Origin of the sequence: Bacillus sp. HNG (assembly GCF_003400205.1) — a bacterium.
GTDB lineage: Bacteria > Bacillota > Bacilli > Bacillales > Bacillaceae_L > Ferdinandcohnia.
This window is the reverse complement of sequence record NZ_QUQV01000020.1, coordinates 36,884-54,165: the sequence shown is the minus strand read 5'-3', so window position 1 is coordinate 54,165 and position 17,282 is coordinate 36,884. Positions and strand designations below refer to the sequence as shown.

19 protein-coding genes and 1 rRNA gene are annotated in these 17,282 nt (G+C 38.0%); 19 read left to right on the top strand and 1 reads right to left on the bottom strand.

Going from position 1 to position 17,282, the window contains the following annotated elements; genetic code table 11:
* Window positions 1-132: 132 nt before the first annotated feature.
* The 12 genes from rrf (at window position 133) to rsmI (ending at window position 8,696) form a co-directional block, all read left to right on the top strand.
* Window positions 133-248: ribosomal RNA gene (gene rrf, locus DZB84_RS21965) — 5S ribosomal RNA — on the top strand.
* Window positions 249-738: 490 nt separating this feature from the next.
* Entirely contained in the window at window positions 739-957 is a 219-nt protein-coding gene (locus DZB84_RS21960; protein WP_149917165.1) for a sigma factor G inhibitor Gin, read from the top strand.
* 123 nt (window positions 958-1,080) lie between these two features.
* Window positions 1,081-2,514 (top strand): aminotransferase class I/II-fold pyridoxal phosphate-dependent enzyme, encoded by a 1,434-nt coding sequence (locus DZB84_RS21955; protein WP_116354438.1) that lies wholly within the window; start codon window positions 1,081-1,083, stop codon window positions 2,512-2,514.
* A 16-nt stretch (window positions 2,515-2,530) separates the two neighbouring features.
* Complete coding sequence (gene tmk, locus DZB84_RS21950) at window positions 2,531-3,163, top strand: dTMP kinase (RefSeq protein ID WP_116354437.1); 633 nt, start codon at window positions 2,531-2,533, stop codon at window positions 3,161-3,163.
* A gap of 165 nt (window positions 3,164-3,328) precedes the next feature.
* Window positions 3,329-3,658 carry a cyclic-di-AMP receptor gene (locus DZB84_RS21945; RefSeq protein WP_077620134.1) on the top strand — a complete coding sequence of 110 codons (330 nt, stop codon included), beginning with the start codon at window positions 3,329-3,331 and terminating at the stop codon, window positions 3,656-3,658.
* Between the two features lie 210 nt (window positions 3,659-3,868).
* Complete coding sequence (locus DZB84_RS21940) at window positions 3,869-4,309, top strand: YaaR family protein (protein WP_116354436.1); 441 nt, start codon at window positions 3,869-3,871, stop codon at window positions 4,307-4,309.
* 19 nt (window positions 4,310-4,328) lie between these two features.
* Window positions 4,329-5,333, top strand: a complete 1,005-nt coding sequence (gene holB / locus DZB84_RS21935; protein ID WP_116354435.1) for a DNA polymerase III subunit delta' — start codon at window positions 4,329-4,331, stop codon at window positions 5,331-5,333.
* A complete protein-coding gene (gene ricT, locus DZB84_RS21930) occupies window positions 5,326-6,153 on the top strand; it encodes a competence/sporulation regulator complex protein RicT (protein WP_116354434.1) in 828 nt (275 codons plus the stop codon). The genes holB and ricT overlap by 8 nt, the downstream gene beginning before the upstream one ends.
* A 13-nt stretch (window positions 6,154-6,166) precedes the next feature.
* On the top strand, window positions 6,167-6,520 hold the full coding sequence (gene yabA, locus DZB84_RS21925) for a DNA replication initiation control protein YabA (protein WP_116354433.1): 354 nt from the start codon (window positions 6,167-6,169) through the stop codon (window positions 6,518-6,520).
* A gap of 305 nt (window positions 6,521-6,825) precedes the next feature.
* Window positions 6,826-7,569: a tRNA1(Val) (adenine(37)-N6)-methyltransferase gene (locus DZB84_RS21920; RefSeq protein WP_116354432.1), complete on the top strand. Its 744-nt coding sequence runs from the start codon at window positions 6,826-6,828 to the stop codon at window positions 7,567-7,569.
* A complete protein-coding gene (locus tag DZB84_RS21915) occupies window positions 7,556-7,855 on the top strand; it encodes a GIY-YIG nuclease family protein (protein ID WP_116354431.1) in 300 nt (99 codons plus the stop codon). Before DZB84_RS21920 ends, DZB84_RS21915 begins: the two co-directional genes overlap by 14 nt.
* Window positions 7,821-8,696 carry a 16S rRNA (cytidine(1402)-2'-O)-methyltransferase gene (rsmI, locus tag DZB84_RS21910; protein ID WP_116354430.1) on the top strand — a complete coding sequence of 292 codons (876 nt, stop codon included), beginning with the start codon at window positions 7,821-7,823 and terminating at the stop codon, window positions 8,694-8,696. The genes DZB84_RS21915 and rsmI overlap by 35 nt, the downstream gene beginning before the upstream one ends.
* A gap of 45 nt (window positions 8,697-8,741) precedes the next feature.
* On the opposite strand, the gene abrB is transcribed toward rsmI, so the two are convergent.
* Window positions 8,742-9,026 carry a transition state genes transcriptional regulator AbrB gene (gene abrB, locus DZB84_RS21905; RefSeq protein WP_116354429.1) on the bottom strand — a complete coding sequence of 95 codons (285 nt, stop codon included), beginning with the start codon at window positions 9,024-9,026 and terminating at the stop codon, window positions 8,742-8,744.
* Between the two features lie 419 nt (window positions 9,027-9,445).
* Between abrB and metG the strand changes: the two genes are divergently transcribed.
* From metG to veg, 7 genes are all read left to right on the top strand, one after another.
* Complete coding sequence (metG, locus tag DZB84_RS21900) at window positions 9,446-11,449, top strand: methionine--tRNA ligase (RefSeq protein WP_116354428.1); 2,004 nt, start codon at window positions 9,446-9,448, stop codon at window positions 11,447-11,449.
* Window positions 11,450-11,625: 176 nt separating this feature from the next.
* Window positions 11,626-12,393: a TatD family hydrolase gene (locus tag DZB84_RS21895; RefSeq protein ID WP_116354427.1), complete on the top strand. Its 768-nt coding sequence runs from the start codon at window positions 11,626-11,628 to the stop codon at window positions 12,391-12,393.
* 225 nt (window positions 12,394-12,618) lie between these two features.
* Window positions 12,619-13,815, top strand: a complete 1,197-nt coding sequence (locus DZB84_RS21890; RefSeq protein WP_116354426.1) for a resuscitation-promoting factor — start codon at window positions 12,619-12,621, stop codon at window positions 13,813-13,815.
* A 248-nt stretch (window positions 13,816-14,063) separates the two neighbouring features.
* A complete protein-coding gene (gene rnmV, locus DZB84_RS21885) occupies window positions 14,064-14,624 on the top strand; it encodes a ribonuclease M5 (protein WP_116354425.1) in 561 nt (186 codons plus the stop codon).
* Window positions 14,621-15,514: a 16S rRNA (adenine(1518)-N(6)/adenine(1519)-N(6))-dimethyltransferase RsmA gene (gene rsmA, locus DZB84_RS21880; protein WP_116354424.1), complete on the top strand. Its 894-nt coding sequence runs from the start codon at window positions 14,621-14,623 to the stop codon at window positions 15,512-15,514. Before rnmV ends, rsmA begins: the two co-directional genes overlap by 4 nt.
* Before the next feature lie 271 nt (window positions 15,515-15,785).
* The gene (gene yabG / locus DZB84_RS21875) at window positions 15,786-16,673 is read left to right on the top strand and encodes a sporulation peptidase YabG (protein ID WP_116354423.1); all 888 of its coding nucleotides are present in this window, start codon (window positions 15,786-15,788) and stop codon (window positions 16,671-16,673) included.
* 247 nt (window positions 16,674-16,920) lie between these two features.
* Window positions 16,921-17,190: a biofilm formation stimulator Veg gene (gene veg / locus DZB84_RS21870; protein ID WP_116354422.1), complete on the top strand. Its 270-nt coding sequence runs from the start codon at window positions 16,921-16,923 to the stop codon at window positions 17,188-17,190.
* Window positions 17,191-17,282 lie beyond the last annotated feature (92 nt).

Genomic DNA, 17,282 nt, shown 5'->3' with positions numbered 1-17,282 from the left:
ACGAGGTTGATAGGTCAGAGGTGGAAGCATGGTGACATGTGCAGCTGACTGATACTAATCGATCGAGGACTTAACCAAAATGATGAATGTAGGAGCGTTATCTAGTTTTGAAGGAATGAATCCTTCATATAGTCTAGTGGCGATAGCGAAGAGGTCACACCCGTTCCCATACCGAACACGGAAGTTAAGCTCTTCAGCGCCGATGGTAGTTGGGACTTTGTCCCTGTGAGAGTAGGACGTCGCTAGGCACACAAAAGATCAGCCAATATGGTTGGTCTTTTTTTATATTGTTTTTTGGGTGCAATTGTTGGGACATGATGGATTGTAAAACGTGCCAGTTTGATAATTGATATATGGGAAAGAGTAACGTAAAGTGTGGAATCGATACACTTTGAGGAATATAAAGACGAATGTGATAACGAAGTGTGCTGATTCGTTACTGATTCATGGTTTAGATGAAAGAATAGGTAACGGAAGCCAATATACAAGCTTTTTTAGATTGTCATTTTTAATAACAGATACGTTACGCTGTTTGCAAGTTTGGCATTTTCACCTCATAAAAACCGATAACACATTAATCCACTTACCACAAAACACAGCATCAGTTACCAACTTTTTAATCTAAGACATACACAAACTAGCCCCTGAGTTTCATAGACTGCTAAATAAATTAAATTACAACTGTTCGTTATTTTTATAATTGTGTATACATTTTAGAAATCCGGGCAAAATATGTGTATGGAGGTGGAGGCAGTGAGTTCACTCACAAATAGAAATCAATATGGGGAAACGTGTATTATATGTGAGCAAGAGAAAAAAAGAGGCATACACCTTTATACCAGATTCATTTGTTTGGATTGCGAGCAAGACATCATTCGTACGGAAACAAATGATCCTAAGTATCAATATTATTTAGATCGGCTTAAGAAAGTTTCAACCCCAGAGATATATTCATAGTTTTAAACTACTTGGTATTGCTTTGCGTTAGGTGCAATTCCAAGTTGAAGTTGGACCTAGTGGAATAGGTCCCTTTTTTTGCTTTATAATAGGTTTAAATACATTAGAAAGGTATATATAACTATGAATCAACAAAGAACTCCATTGTTTGATGCACTCGATCATCATTCACAGATGAGACCTCAATCGATGCATGTACCAGGACATAAATATGGACAAGTGTTTTCAAGTAAGGGGTATCCCTATTTTCATAAAGTCTTAGAAATTGATGCGACGGAGTTAATCGGGCTTGATGATCTGCATCATCCTGAAGGTGCCATCTTAGAAGCGGAGAAATTAGTGGCAGATCTATATGGAGTCGGAAAAAGCTACTTTTTAGTAAATGGCTCAACGGTGGGTAATTTAGCAATGATTCTGTCGGTATGTTCTGAAAACGATACAGTCCTTGTGCAACGAAATTCTCATAAATCCATATTAAATGGATTAAAAATGGCGGGTGCACGACCTGTTTTTATTCATCCTACATATGATGATGAAGTACAAGTTGCCTCCTATGTTTCCTTTAACACGGTAAAAGAGGCATTTGATACATACCCACAAATAAAAGCCGTAATTTTAACGAACCCCAACTATTTTGGAATGGCGAATCAAAAGGAATTAGCCCAAATTATTACGTATGCACATGAGAAAGGTGCGGTAGTTTTAATCGATGAGGCTCATGGAGCCCATTTTTTGCTTGAAGGTTTTCCTTCGTCTGCTGTTGCATTAGGTGCTGATATTGTGGTGCATTCTGCACATAAAACTCTCCCGGCAATGACGATGGGCTCCTTTTTACATATAAATAGTCAGCTCATTAAACATGAAGAGGTTGAGTATTATCTTCAAATGTTACAATCGAGTAGTCCATCCTATCCAATTATGGCTTCACTTGATCTTGCTAGGCATTATCTTGCTACTGTGAAGGAGAAGGGGACAAACCAAATCATTGAAAAGATTGTTGCATTTTCTCAAAAACTTGAGGCAATACCGCAAATAAAAGTTGTGACTTCAAAAAATCAAGATGTACAAACAGATGTATTAAAACTTACCATTCAATCACAGTGTGAGTTGAATGGATATGAGTTGCAAAGTTGTTTTGAAAAAGAAGGTCTCTTTACAGAAATGGCAGACCCAAATAATGTTCTTTTTGTATTACCATTATCACATCGTTTTGACGCTGATGAAATTTTTATAAAAATAAAGCGTGCTATTAAAGAATATACACCGATGAAACGGAGATTTATTGATTTACATGATGAAGGAAAGACCGTTTCTACGCTAGCACTTTGCTATAATGAAATAAAAGGGTACAATAAAAAGGTTGTTTCCTTTAAAGACGCAATCGGAAACATTTCCGGAGAAATGATTATTCCTTATCCCCCAGGAATCCCGGTTCTAATGGAAGGAGAATGTGTAACTGAACGGCACATTGAAATCCTTACTACCTATATAGAGACGGGTGCACACTTCCAAGGTGGAGATATGAAAGGAAAATATATTAAGATATTAAATAAGTAAGGGGCTTGAACGAAAAGTGACAGGTTATTTTATAACATTGGAAGGTCCTGAAGGTGCGGGGAAAACAACCGTTTTAGGAATCCTTCAGGAAGAACTTTCAAAAAAAGGGTATGATGTCGTCTCTACAAGAGAACCTGGTGGAATCGATATTGCTGAACAAATACGTTCTGTCATTTTAGATAAGAACAATATAAAAATGGATGGACGCACGGAGGCGCTTTTATATGCAGCTTCTCGCCGCCAGCATTTAGTCGAGAAAGTTATTCCGGCGTTGAACGAAGGGAAAATCGTTTTGTGCGACCGATTTATTGATAGTTCACTAGCATATCAAGGCTATGCACGTGAATTAGGAATTGATGAGGTTCTATCGATTAATGAATTTGCGATTAATGGACTTATGCCATCGTTAACGCTTTTCTTTGATATACAGCCTGAAAAAGGTATCACAAGAATAAAAAAGAATGATGACAGAGAAGTAAATCGATTAGATCTTGAGAAGCTTTCATTTCATCAAAAGGTGTATGAAGGATATGTAAAGGTTGCAGATCGTTTTAAGGACAGATTTCACACCATTAATGCGGAGAACGCACTCGATGTAGTCGCGAAGGAAGCACTTGAAATGATTGAAAAACACGTAAATAAAGGTTAACTGTATGAATTTCCTCAAAAGTCAGATGATTTTTGAGGTTTTTCTTTTCGTTCTGGCTATACTTGTTATAGAATAAAGACAAACATGGACATTCGCACATTTAGTTACCAAATTTCGTAATATGAAGGAACACGTAAAAGTGATAAAATAAAGGGAGGCAAAACGATGAAGCTAGTTGTTGCAGTTGTGCAGGATAAGGATAGCAACCGTTTGTCACAGGCATTAGTTGAACATAATTTTAGAGCAACGAAGCTTGCTACAACAGGTGGATTTCTAAAATCAGGTAACACTACATTCCTTGTTGGAACAGAGGACATCCGCGTGAATAAATTATTAGACATTATCAAGGATAATTGCAAGCATCGGGAGCAGATGATTGCCCCTGTTTCACCAATGGGTGGAAATGCAGATTCTTTTGTCCCATTTCCAGTGAAGGTTGAAGTGGGTGGAGCTACTGTGTTTGTATTGCCAATTGATGAGTTCCATCAATTTTAACTTTATTCATTTGGGGTTAAACCCAATAAATAAAGTTAAAGCCTCCGGCGGATGCCACGATTTTTTTAAAGGAAGTTTTTCGAGCAGTAAGATCAAAGACTAAAAACGCCACATCCTGTGGCAACGTCTTTATGACCCACTTCCTGTGGGCCTAAAAATCGGGCACAAATACGCCAAGGCGTATTTGATTGTGAGGTGTTTTAACGTCTTATGAAAATAAACCAGGATTTTCGTGTCAATATAGATAAAAATCAGCCAAACACATCCAATAAGGTTTCAGGAAATCTTACTTTCAGCAAAATTGTTCATCAAGAAGGAAATAAGCTTCAAATGGAACAATTGACGAAACTTCTTTCTCAAATTGACATGGCGGGAGAACGACTCTCTCGCTCTCAAACTTTTCAGGATTTGGCTTCCTATAAATCCCTTGTAAAACGCTTTATTCACGAGGCTGTAGAGTATGGGATGGATATTAAAGACTCCCATAGCTGGAATTTTAATGGACAAGGGAGAACACACAAGCTTGTTGAGACAATTGACAAGGAACTATTGGATTTAACAGAACAAATGGTTGATCAAGAAAAAGGGTCAATCGATATTCTTGGAAAAGTTGGATTAATAAAAGGGTTATTAATCAATTTATATACGTGATTTGAAAGAGTGATATAGAGTGGAAAAAACATGGGAACAACTGCAGGAATATCAACCACTTGTACTAAAAGTGGTTGAAAATAGTCTCAGGAAGAACAGAGTGGCCCATGCTTACTTATTTGAAGGAAGTCGAGGGACAGGTAAAAAGGATGTAGGCTTTCTTTTAGCAAAAAGTCTTTTCTGCCAGCAATCAAATGGGTATAAACCGTGTAATGACTGCACAAATTGCCGCAGGATTTCATCGGGTAACCATCCTGATGTTCATATTATCGAGCCGGATGGTCAATCGATTAAAAAATGGCAGATTCAAGCCTTGCAGGAAGAATTCTCAAAAACAGGTGTGGAGTCAAATCGTAAAGTGTATGTGATTAATCATGCTGATAAAATGACAACGAATGCTGCAAATAGTTTGTTGAAATTCCTAGAGGAGCCGACAAGTCAAACAGTAGCGATTTTGTTAACTGAACAAATCCATCGGATTTTAAATACGATTTTATCCAGATGTCAGGTTTTATCGTTTCAGCCACTCGCTCCAAAGGTCATTTCTGAGCGGCTGATTGATGAAGGAATATCTCCTACTATAGCTTCACTTGTTGCTCATACAACCAATAATTTAGAAGAAGCGCGTGAATTAAGTGAAGACGCATGGTTTGGACAGTCCCGTTCAATAGTGTTACAATTATATGAAGTAATCCATACAAGGCCAACTCATGCTTTCTTTTTTCTGCAGGATCAATGGTTGCCTCATTTTAAAGAGAAAGAGCAGCTTAGCTTTGGTTTAGATATATTATTGCTTATTTTTAAGGATTTATTATATATACAGCTTGGTGATGAAGAAAAGCTTATTTTTCATGACCAGATTACGAGCTTTAAACAACATGCACTTAAGACGTCAACACGACGTGTGAGTGATCAAATAGCAGCGGTATTAGAGGCGAAACGTCGTCTATACACCAACATGAACCCACATTTATTAATGGAGCAATTGGTAATAAAGTTACAGGAGGGATATAAGCTTGTATGATGTAGTTGGTGTACGCTTTAAAAAAGCGGGTAAAATCTATTACTTTGACCCAAATGGTTTTACAATTCCTGATGGCGAATTTGTTATTGTCGAAACGGTTAGAGGAATTGAATTTGGCAAGGTTGTTATAAATAAAAAGCAAGTCGATGAACATGACATCGTACTTCCATTGAAAAAGGTCATCCGCATCGCGGATTCAAAAGATAAATTAATTGTAGAAGAAAATAAAGCAGCGGCTATTGAGGCGTATAATGTATGCCAGGAAAAAGTAGCGGAACATAGCCTTGATATGAAGCTTGTTGATGTAGAATATACGTTTGATAGAAATAAAGTAATCTTCTATTTTACAGCGGATGGACGCGTTGATTTCCGCGAATTAGTAAAGGATTTAGCGGCAATCTTCCGTACGAGAATTGAATTAAGACAAATTGGGGTACGTGATGAAGCTAAAATGCTTGGTGGAATTGGTCCATGTGGAAGAATGCTTTGTTGCTCAACCTTCTTAGGTGATTTTGAGCCGGTTTCCATTAAGATGGCAAAAGATCAAAACCTTTCATTAAACCCTACTAAAATATCAGGTTTATGTGGTCGATTAATGTGCTGTCTAAAATATGAGAATGATGAGTACGAAAGTGCAAAAGAACAACTTCCAGACCTTGGTGATGTGATTGAAACGACAAGTGGTGCTGGGAAGGTCGTTGGACTTAATATTTTAGAACGAGTGCTTCAGTTAGAATTAATTGGCCGTGAACGAGTTGTCGAATATACGTGGGAGGAACTACTGAAAGAAGGAGCGATTTCGATTCAAGCCACAGAATGACGAGGTGGAATGCGTGGACAAAAAAGATATTTTTGAATCTGTTAGTAGTATGGAGACTCAAATTGGAAATCTGTACAAACAGCTAGGAGAATTGAAAGAACATCTTGGGCAATTACTTGAAGAGAATCACAATCTTAAAATGGAGAACGACCTTTTACGGCGCCGACTTGATCAATCCATTTCAAAGAAAAAAGAGGAAAAAAACGATAAGGTTTTACCAGAAGCTAGACTAGTTGATATCGGAGAGGGATATGACAATTTAGCTAGACTTTATCAAGAGGGCTTTCATATTTGTAATGTTCATTATGGAAGTGTCCGTACTGATGGTGACTGCTTATTTTGTCTCTCCTTTTTAAATAAGAAATAGGTCCTTTCCAACCGGGAAGGACTTTTTCATCTTTTAATTACAAATTCAAAAAGGAGGGTGAAAAGGACCGCGTCGACAAAAATGCCACGTCCTGTGGCATTGTCGACACTAGCACATCCTGTGCGTCGAAGTTTAAAGGTGGTGCAGCTTTGAGTACCGGAGCGTATGCAGGTAATACGTGAGGAACGGAGAAGCAAGCCAACGCAGAAATTCAATGTGTCATTTTAAGCCGACTTTTTGAACATCCTTTTAAGGAAAAGCCTTATAATGATACATAGATAACTGTAGGGAAGGAACAGAATGCAATGGTTCAATTACATGATGGTGAACGATTAGATCATTTATTAGCAGAGAACTTAAGAATTATCCAAAGTCCTTCTGTCTTTGCTTTTTCATTGGATACAGTGCTTTTAGCAAGATTTGTGTATGTGCCCATTCAAAAAGGGAAAATCATTGATTTATGTACAGGTAATGGGGTGATCCCATTATTATTAAGCAGGAGATCGAAGGCTGAGATTACCGGAGTAGAGATACAAGAGCGTATTTATGATATGGCAAAACGCAGCATTGAGTATAATGATCTTTCAAAGCAACTTTCAATTATTCATGGGGATATTAAAGACATGCCTGAAAAATTAGGTCGTGGAAAATTTGATGTGGTGACGTGTAATCCACCGTATTTTCCAACACCTAAGGCAGATGAAATGAATAAAAATGAACATCTTGCGATTGCTCGACATGAAATATATTGTACATTAGAGGATGTTGTCCGTGTAAGTAGTCAATTGGTTAAGCAAGGAGGAAAGGTTGCATTTGTTCATCGCCCAGGGCGATTAATGGACATTCTTACCTTGATGAGACAATACCGGGTGGAACCAAAGCGATTGCAATTTGTACATCCAAGGTTGGGTAAAGAGGCAAATACGATCTTAGTTGAAGGAATCAAACAAGGTAATGCGGATCTAAAAATTTTACCTCCACTATATGTATATGATGAACACAATGAGTATACAAAAGAGATAAGGACGATTCTTTATGGAGACGAATAAGCATTATTTGTATGTCGTAGAGTGCAAGGATGGAACCTATTATGCAGGTTATACAACAGATATTCATCAGAGGATGAAAAAGCATAATGAGGGAAAAGGCGCCAAATATACAAGAGGCAGAGGTCCGATTACGTTGTTATTTTCGCAGGAATTTGAAACGAAAGAAGAAGCGATGCGCGCAGAATATAGGTTTAAACGATTAAAGCGGCCTGAGAAGGAACGGTTGCTGGCAATGGAAAGTGAGGAACGCTATGTGGCAGCAAAAAAGCTTTCAACCAAATTATGAATATGGAACTTTATATCTCGTTCCAACTCCAATTGGAAATTTGGAGGATATGACTTTCCGTGCAATTAAGATTATGAAGGAATCTGCTTATATTGCGGCAGAGGATACAAGGCAAACAAAAAAGCTTTGTAATTATTTTGAAATTGAAACACCTGTGATTAGTTATCATGAACATAATAAAAAGGTGAGCGGGGACAAAATTCTGTCATTATTACGTGAAGGAAAAGATGTGGCACTTGTAAGTGACGCAGGTATGCCGACAATTTCTGATCCTGGCTATGAATTAGTAGTCGAAGCGGTTCAAGAAAAGATGTATGTCGTTCCACTACCAGGAGCGAACGCTGCATTAACATCTCTTATTGCGTCTGGACTCCCTACTCAACCCTTCTATTTTTATGGTTTCCTAGATCGAAATAAGAAAGAGAAGCGAAAGCAGTTGGAAGGCTTAGCGCATATTCAAGCTACGATGCTTTTTTATGAAGCACCACATCGCTTAAAAGAAACGTTGAAGTTGATAAAAGAGGTATTAGGAAATCGTCAAATCACCGTTTCCAGAGAATTAACGAAGAAGTTTGAAGAGTTTATTCGTGGCGACTTGGAGGAAGTCCTTGCATGGACAGAGGAGGATACAGTTCGCGGTGAATTTTGTCTTGTTGTGGAAGGAGCCCAGCAAAACGAGTTGGTGACTTCAGAGGTTTGGTGGGAGCACCTATCAATCGAACAACATGTAAACCACTATGTTGAGACAGGGGCCATGACAACGAAAGAAGCCATTAAACAAGTGGCAAAAGACAGGAATCAACAAAAAAGAGAAATTTACCAAGAATATCACGATTTGTAAAAACGAAAAAGCTTCTCGTTTAGAGAAGCTTTTTTATAACATCTATTATTTTACAGCTGTAAGATTTTCTTGAAGTTCTTTTAAGATTTGTTCAGCACCTTCACGGCTAAGAACGATCTTACCATTAGCAAGAGTGAAATTGTCATCAGAAATTTCACCAGTAATTTGGCAAGTCATATTTGGCTTGTATTTCTTTAAAATGATTTTGTCATCGTCAACATAAATTTCAAGAGCATCTTTTTCAGCGATGTCTAATGTACGACGAAGCTCGATAGGAATAACAACACGACCTAATTCATCAACTTTACGAACAATACCTGTAGATTTCATTTGTTTTTCTCCTCTCAATATTTGTATTATTTATCTCTCTCTATCGTCAATTTTCGACAAATTGATTTCTAGATAATAATATCAAGATTTCCATTTAACGTCAATCATTTTTAACTACAATTCTTTTAAAATTTGTATAAAATTGGCACGCTGTGTCTTATAACAGAAGGGTTTCATGAGGTTATTTACATTATCAATCTACTTTTTCTTGAAAAAACCTGTACCATATTAGAGGAAAAAATGTAAAATCCATTCGACAAAATTCTACAAACACCAACCGAGTTTTGTCGAAAAAAATAGCAGTTAACTGTATTTGTCGAATTGTAACTCTTTATTTTAATTATCATATAGATATTAATCTGTATAAATTGACATTACTCTTGTGCTTTAGGTATATTTTGAAGATATAATAGGAATAGATGAATAGGAAAGTCTTGTTTATTCGAGTTACTTTTAAGAGGAGGTTTACGGAGATGGCTCAAGAGAATAAAACATTTTACTTAACCACTCCCATTTATTATCCAAGTGGGAAACTACATATAGGACACGCTTATACAACTGTAGCAGCAGATGCTATGGCTCGATATAAAAGACTTCGTGGATACGATGTCATGTTTTTGACAGGAACTGACGAGCATGGTCAAAAAATTCAACGCTCTGCAGCGGAAAAAGGTGTTACCCCACAAGAATATGTTGATGAGATTGTTTCAGGCATTCAGGATCTATGGAAGAAGCTTGAGATATCCTATGATGATTTTATCCGTACAACAGAAGATCGTCATAAGAAGGTTGTTGAAAAGATTTTTGATCAACTTGTAAAACAAGGAGATATCTATCTTGATCAGTATGAGGGCTGGTACTGCACACCTTGTGAGTCCTTCTTTACGGAAAGACAATTAGTTGATGGCAATTGCCCGGACTGTGGACGTCCAGTTGAAAAGGTGAAGGAAGAATCATATTTCTTCAAAATGAGTAAATATGTAGACCGTCTACTAAAGTACTATGAAGAAAATCCAGAATTCATCCAACCTGAGTCTCGCAAAAATGAAATGATTAATAACTTCATTAAACCTGGACTTGAGGATTTGGCTGTATCAAGAACAACCTTTGATTGGGGAATAAAAGTACCTGGCGATCCAAAGCATGTTATATACGTATGGATTGATGCGTTATCAAACTATATTACAGCTTTAGGTTACGGAACAGAAGATGATACTAAATATCAAAAATATTGGCCAGCTGATGTTCATTTAGTTGGAAAGGAAATTGTTCGTTTCCATACTATCTATTGGCCAATTATGCTGATGGCATTAGACCTACCATTACCGAAAAAAGTATTTGCTCATGGTTGGTTGTTAATGAAGGATGGCAAAATGTCAAAATCAAAGGGAAATGTCGTGGACCCGGTCACATTAATCGACCGTTATGGACTCGATTCTCTACGTTATTACTTATTACGTGAGGTTCCTTTTGGTGCCGATGGTGTATTCACTCCAGAAGGATTTGTTGAAAGAATCAATTTTGACTTAGCAAATGACCTAGGAAATTTATTAAATCGAACGGTTGCGATGATTGGACGTTATTTTGATGGTACTGTTCCAATGTATCAAGGACATCATTCAGAATATGATACTCAACTAGCGAATTTCGCGGTAGAAACTGTTGCAAAATATGAAGAAGCAATGGAAAAAATGGAGTTTTCTGTTGCACTAACAGCCCTATGGCAGTTTATTAGTCGTACAAATAAATATATTGACGAAACCCAACCATGGGTTGTTGCAAAAGATGAGGCGAAAAAGGATGAACTAGGCTCTATCATGAGTCACTTAGCGGAATCCTTACGTTTTTCGGCTATTTTGCTTGAACCATTTTTAATTAAAACGCCAGGAGAAATTTTTGCACAACTTGGAATGAAGGATGATGCATTAAAAACTTGGGAAAGCTTAGCTGAATTTGGAATAAAGCAAGAAGGAATTCAGGTTTCAAAGGGTGAGCCAATATTCCCTCGTTTAGAAATTGCTGAGGAAGTTGAATATATTAAAGAGAAAATGCAGGGCGGTGCGAAAAAAGAAGAGCCTGTAAAGGAAGTAGAACAAGCAGATGAGATCACAATTGATGATTTCATGAAGGTTGAGCTTCGTGTTGCAGAGGTGCTTCAAGTAGAGCCAGTCAAAAAAGCTGATAAACTTTTAAAGCTTCAATTAGATTTAGGCTTTGAAAAACGTCAGGTTGTTTCTGGCATTGCTCAGTATTACACTCCAGATGAACTAGTAGGTAAAAAAGTGATTTGTGTAACAAACCTTAAACCTGTAAAACTTCGTGGTGAGCTATCTCAAGGGATGATTTTAGCGGGATCTGTTGATGGAAAGCTATCAGTCGCAACGATTGATCAAAGCCTACCAAATGGAGCTAAAGTAAAATAACAAGAAAAGTGCTAAGAGCGCCCGTCTATCGGCGACAAGCATTTAGACGAGCGCTGACAGAAAGTGCATTATACGTGACTTAGACCAGAGAGCCGTTGGTCTCTTGAGCTAGACACGAAAAGGACAGAGTCATCTGTCCTTTTTACATACAAGAAATCAATAAAGGAGTCTTTACAATGTTAATTGATACACATGCACATTTAAATGCAATACAGTATCAAGAAGATTTAGAAGAAGTAATTGAAAGGGCACTGAGTGAAGGTGTTGAAAGAATCGTTGTTGTCGGTTTTGACCGAGAGACGATTACAAGAGCGATTGAGTTAGCGGATCAATATGAGTTTATTTATGCAACAATCGGATGGCATCCAGTTGATGCGATTGATATGACGGATGAAGATCTTACATGGATTGAAGAGCTTAGTGCCCATCCGAAGGTAGTGGCATTAGGAGAAATGGGACTTGATTACCACTGGGACAAGTCTCCAAAGGATATTCAAAAGGAAGTCTTCAGGAAGCAAATTGCGTTAGCGAAAAAAGTAAGACTACCCATTATTATCCATAATCGAGAAGCTACGGCTGATATTATTGAAATTCTACAAGAAGAGAATGCAAGTGAAGTGGGTGGGATTATGCACTGCTTTACGGGTAGTATAGAAGTTGCTAAACAATGTATTGATATGAATTTTTACATATCATTTGGCGGGCCTGTTACCTTCAAAAATGCAAAAAAGCCAAAAGAAGTGGCAGCGGAGATTCCGCTTGATCGCCTCTTAATTGAAACGGATTGTCCTTATTTAACACCACATCCTTTTCGAGGAAAACGAAATGAACCAAGCTATGTGAAATATGTAGCAGAGCAAATTGCGGAGCTTAAAGGGGTCTCTTTTGAGGAAATTGCACAAAAAACATCCGACAATGCGATGCGATTTTTCGGCATAAAATGATAGCAATTTTTGTCAAATAGTAGGGTAGCTTGTCCAATGATAAGTTGATTAGAAAAAGTTCTACATGTCTCCTTCGTCTCATATATATCTTTGTCGACAACTAATTCTTTCTTTTTAAAAACTCTTCTTGCATAATATTTTACAACGGTGACGTGAAGAAGGGGTGGGGTTGACAGATTATTATATCCTTTATATAATCCACTGAGAGAAGGAGGCGTTTTTCGTTTGCTTACAAACATGAAAAAACTGTTTTCCGAGTCGAAGCACAAAAAGAGATTAATAGTCTCGATAAGTAGTTTTATAGTCTTAGTAGGTGCCGGTTCAGGTTATGCTGCATATGAAACAACCAAGGATACAGTTACACTATCATTAAATGGAAAAGAGCAAGTTATAAGGACGCACGCAAACACGGTTGCTGAAGTTCTACAAGATTTAGAGATTGACGTCTCGAAACATGACGAGCTTTCACCATCTATGGATACGGCAATCAAGGACAATTTGAAAGTAACGTGGCAAGAGGCCATTCCAGTTGAAATTGTTGTCGATAACCAACCACAAAAGGTCTGGACAACAGTCAAAACCGTGGAAGATCTTTTCAAAGATGCGAAGGTAGAAATTACAGAACACGATAAAGTCAATCCAAGTTTAGATACAAAGTTAACAAAAGATATGAAAGTTGAAGTTGAAAAAGCCTTTCAACTGACGCTTAATGACGGCGGTACTGAAAAGCAAGTTTGGTCCACTTCGACTACTGTCGCTGACTTTTTAAAAGGTCAAAATGTTGCACTAAATGAATTGGATCGAGTAGAGCCAGGAATGGAAGAACAGATTACAGCAAATAGTGTCGTTAATGTTGTACGAGTAGAAAAAGTCACCGATGTAGTGGAAGAATCCGTTGCCTTTGGGGTTGTACGTAAAAAGGACAACAACATTGATAAAGGCAAGGAAAAAGTTGTAACTCCTGGTCAAGAAGGTAAAGTTGCAAAGCACTATGAAGTTGTTCTTGAGAATGGAAAAGAAGTTTCAAGAGATCTGATAAAAACCGAAACCCTAGCGGATAGTAAGGATAAGATTGTTGCAGTTGGTACACGTGAAATCGTGCAACAGGTTTCCCGTGGTACAGCTAATGCAGCGAAGGAATTCTATGTATCATCTACTGCTTATACAGCGTATTGTAGTGGGTGTTCAGGAACAACCGCTACGGGAATAAACCTTCGTGCGAATCCAAATGTTAAGGTTATTGCAGTAGACCCAAGTATCATTCCATTAGGTACCAAAGTGTATGTCGAAGGGTATGGCTATGCAATAGCTGCCGATAAGGGAACTGATATTAAGGGTTATAAAATTGATGTCTTTTTCTCAGAAAAATCTCAAGCCTTTCGCTGGGGGCAACGAAAGGTCAAAATCCAAATCTTAAATTAACTTTCACATAACAGAGGAGATTTCCTCTGTTTTTTTATGTCTAGCTTCAGCGCCTGGCCCCTCGAGGTCATAAGCTAACCCGTCAAGAAGGATAAACGGCATCCTTCTCGCCGGCTTTTCTTATGCTTGTCGGGGCTGGGCAAGGCGCTTCAGCATTTCTTTTTATGTCTTTGTCTTTTTTGTTATACTTATGTAATATTTGTATCTATATTGTTAGACGAATTAAATCCAGAAAGGTTTCATAAAAAATGAAAATAAAAGAAATAATTGTTGTTGAAGGAAAAGATGATACAGTCGCCATCCAACGAGCGGTAGATGCCGATACCATTGAAACAAACGGTTCAGCTGTTAATAAAGAGGTATTAGAACGAATTAAACATGCTTATGAAGTGAGAGGAGTTATTGTCTTTACTGATCCAGACTATCCTGGTGAACGAATCCGTAAGATTGTCGCAAAAGCCGTTCCAGGATGTAAGCATGCGTTTTTACCTAAAAATGAGGCGTTGGCAAAGTCGGGTAAAAAGGTGGGCGTTGAGCATGCCACTCCAGAGGCGATTCGAAAGGCCTTAGCGGACGTTAAAGAGGAACAAGGGGACTTTTACTCGGAAATTGATTTTGACGCTCTAGTGGACGCAGGATTAATCGGAGGGACGAAGGCGAAGGCACGGAGGGAAAAGCTAGGCGTTCTTTTAAAAATTGGTTATACTAACGGAAAACAGCTTTATAAGCGTCTACAGATGTTCCAAATTACAAAAGAGGCATTTGACCAGGCAGTTGAAAAAGTGTTACAGGGGGAAAAGGCAAAGTGATGAAAGATATAGCCACACCTATAAGAACGAGAGACATTTTGGAAAAGCACGGTTTTTCTTTTAAGAAAAGCCTAGGACAAAACTTTTTAATTGATACGAATATTTTACATCGCATTGTCGATCATGCAGATGTTACAGAAGAGACGGCTGCAATTGAAATTGGGCCAGGAATCGGTGCATTAACTGAACAGCTTGCTAAGCGCGCAAAAAAGGTGATTGCGTTTGAAATTGATGGGCGACTTTTGCCGATTTTAGCAGACACCCTATCCCCATATCCAAATGTTGAAATTATCCATGAGGATGTTTTAAAGGCAGATGTCCAGTCTGTTATTAATGAAAAAATGCAGGGAATCGAAGATATTATGGTGGTAGCAAATCTCCCTTATTATGTAACAACGCCAATTATTATGAAGTTGCTAACGGAAAACCTCCCACTAAGGGGGATCGTGGTCATGCTTCAGAAGGAAGTGGCAGACCGTATTTCAGCGGCACCTGGTACAAAGGATTATGGCTCCTTGTCGATTGCCATCCAATACTACACAACCGCTGAAACAGTCATGACAGTACCTAAAACTGTATTTGTTCCTCAGCCAAATGTAGATTCAGCAGTGATTCGTTTGTTAAAAAGAAAGGAACCGGCTGTTAAAGTATTAAATGAGCAATTCTTTTTTGATGTTGTTCGTGCTTCTTTTGGACAACGGAGAAAGACCATTTTAAATAACTTGACCTCTAATCTGCCAAATGGGAAGGCGTTTAAGGAATCGATTGAAGGATGCTTAGCCACTTCAGATATCGACCCAAGACGCCGGGGTGAAACTTTATCAATTGAGGAATTTGGACGTTTAAGTGATGAATTATATCGAACTTTTAACGAAGGACCTACTGAATAGTAGGTCTTTTTTTTGCGATCTTCTTTCTCCTCACCACTTAGGGTGATACTGCATAGGCTAACAAGAGGCATCTCAATAGCAGATGTTCAAAAAGTCCGGTGAAAATGACACATCGAATTTCTTCGTTGGTTTGCTTTTCCGCTCCTCACGTATTAATTGCATACGTTCCGGTGCTCAAAGCTTCACCGCCTCGAACTTCTTGGTCCTTTTCATCCTCCTTTTTGAACATACATCAATAGCGAAATAACCTCGAAAGTTGGAGTGGGTGTGGATGGAAATAAAGGTTGGCGATATTGTTGCACGTAAATCACATCAGTTTGACTTATTGTTCAAAGTAACAGAAATTACACATAATCAAACTGTTTATTTATATGGTGAGGATGTAAGGTTGATTGCAGATGCTCCGTATGATGACTTAGTGCTAGTGGATGAAGATGAAAGACAGAAAAGACAACGAACTGATCGAGAAAAAGTTGATCATTCATATCGACTTTTTCGGCAGGATTATCAGCTAATTAGACAAAAAAGTGAATATCATGCTACAGGTGGGTATACAAATAATGCAGAGTTTTTTCAAATACCGGGTAGAGTTCTGCATATTGATGGTGACCCTAACTATTTAAGAAAATGTTTGATGTTATATGAAAAAATTGGTATTCCCGTATATGGGGTACATTGTCATGAAAAAGAAATGCCTGAAAGGATTGATGGATTACTTGATAAATACAGGCCCGATATTCTTGTCATAACTGGTCATGATGCATATTTAAAATCGAAAGGAAAGATTACGGAGCTAAAAGCATACCGACATTCCCGCCATTTTGCTCAAACGGTTCGGCAAGCTCGAAAAAAATTCCCGCATTTAGATCAACTTGTCATCTTCGCTGGCGCCTGTCAGTCTCATTTTGAGTCTTTGATACGGGCGGGGGCAAATTATGCAAGTTCACCTTCTAGAGTCAATATACACGCATTAGATCCTGTATATATTGTAGCAAAAATTAGTTTTACTCCATTTGATGAACGAATCAACGTATGGGATGTTCTTCGCAATACATTAACAGGGGAAAAAGGTCTTGGTGGGATTGAAACAAAGGGTGTACTACGAACAGGTATGCCTTATCAAAGATTGGATGTTGAAGAGGTAAATGGGGATCTCTAACGGTATAGCGCTAGAGGTCCTTTTGGTATTTTATTACATATAAAAAGTAGTGAAAAATTTGTCGATGAAAGGAAATCTTGATTTATATACATATTGGCTTCACTTTTGAGCATACTATCGCTTGTGTGCTGAGAAATTTGTAAGAAAAAATTTATTGACAAGTATTTTGTATCATTGTTATAATTTTAGTTTTGTTTGACGTTCGGTGATTTTTTTGGTATACTAATACATAGTGAGGTGGAGTGAAATGGCAAAAACTTTGCTTGATATTAAACGGTCTCTAGATACTAATTTAGGTAAGCGACTTACGTTAAAGGCTAATGGTGGTCGTAGAAAGACAATTGAGCGCTCAGGAGTGCTCGCTGAAACGTACCCCTCTGTATTTGTAATTGAACTAGACCAGGATGAGAATTCCTTTGAGCGAGTTTCATACAGCTATGCTGATATCCTTACAGAAACCGTTCAATTAACCTTCTTTGATGAGACATCCGGGAACGTAGCTATAAGTGGGCAGTAAACTTCAACGTTTGCTGCTTTTTATTTTGTCTAAAAAGGTGGTGCTTTTTCATAAAGTACCCCTTTTTTGTTTGAAAATTATTCAGCTGTAGC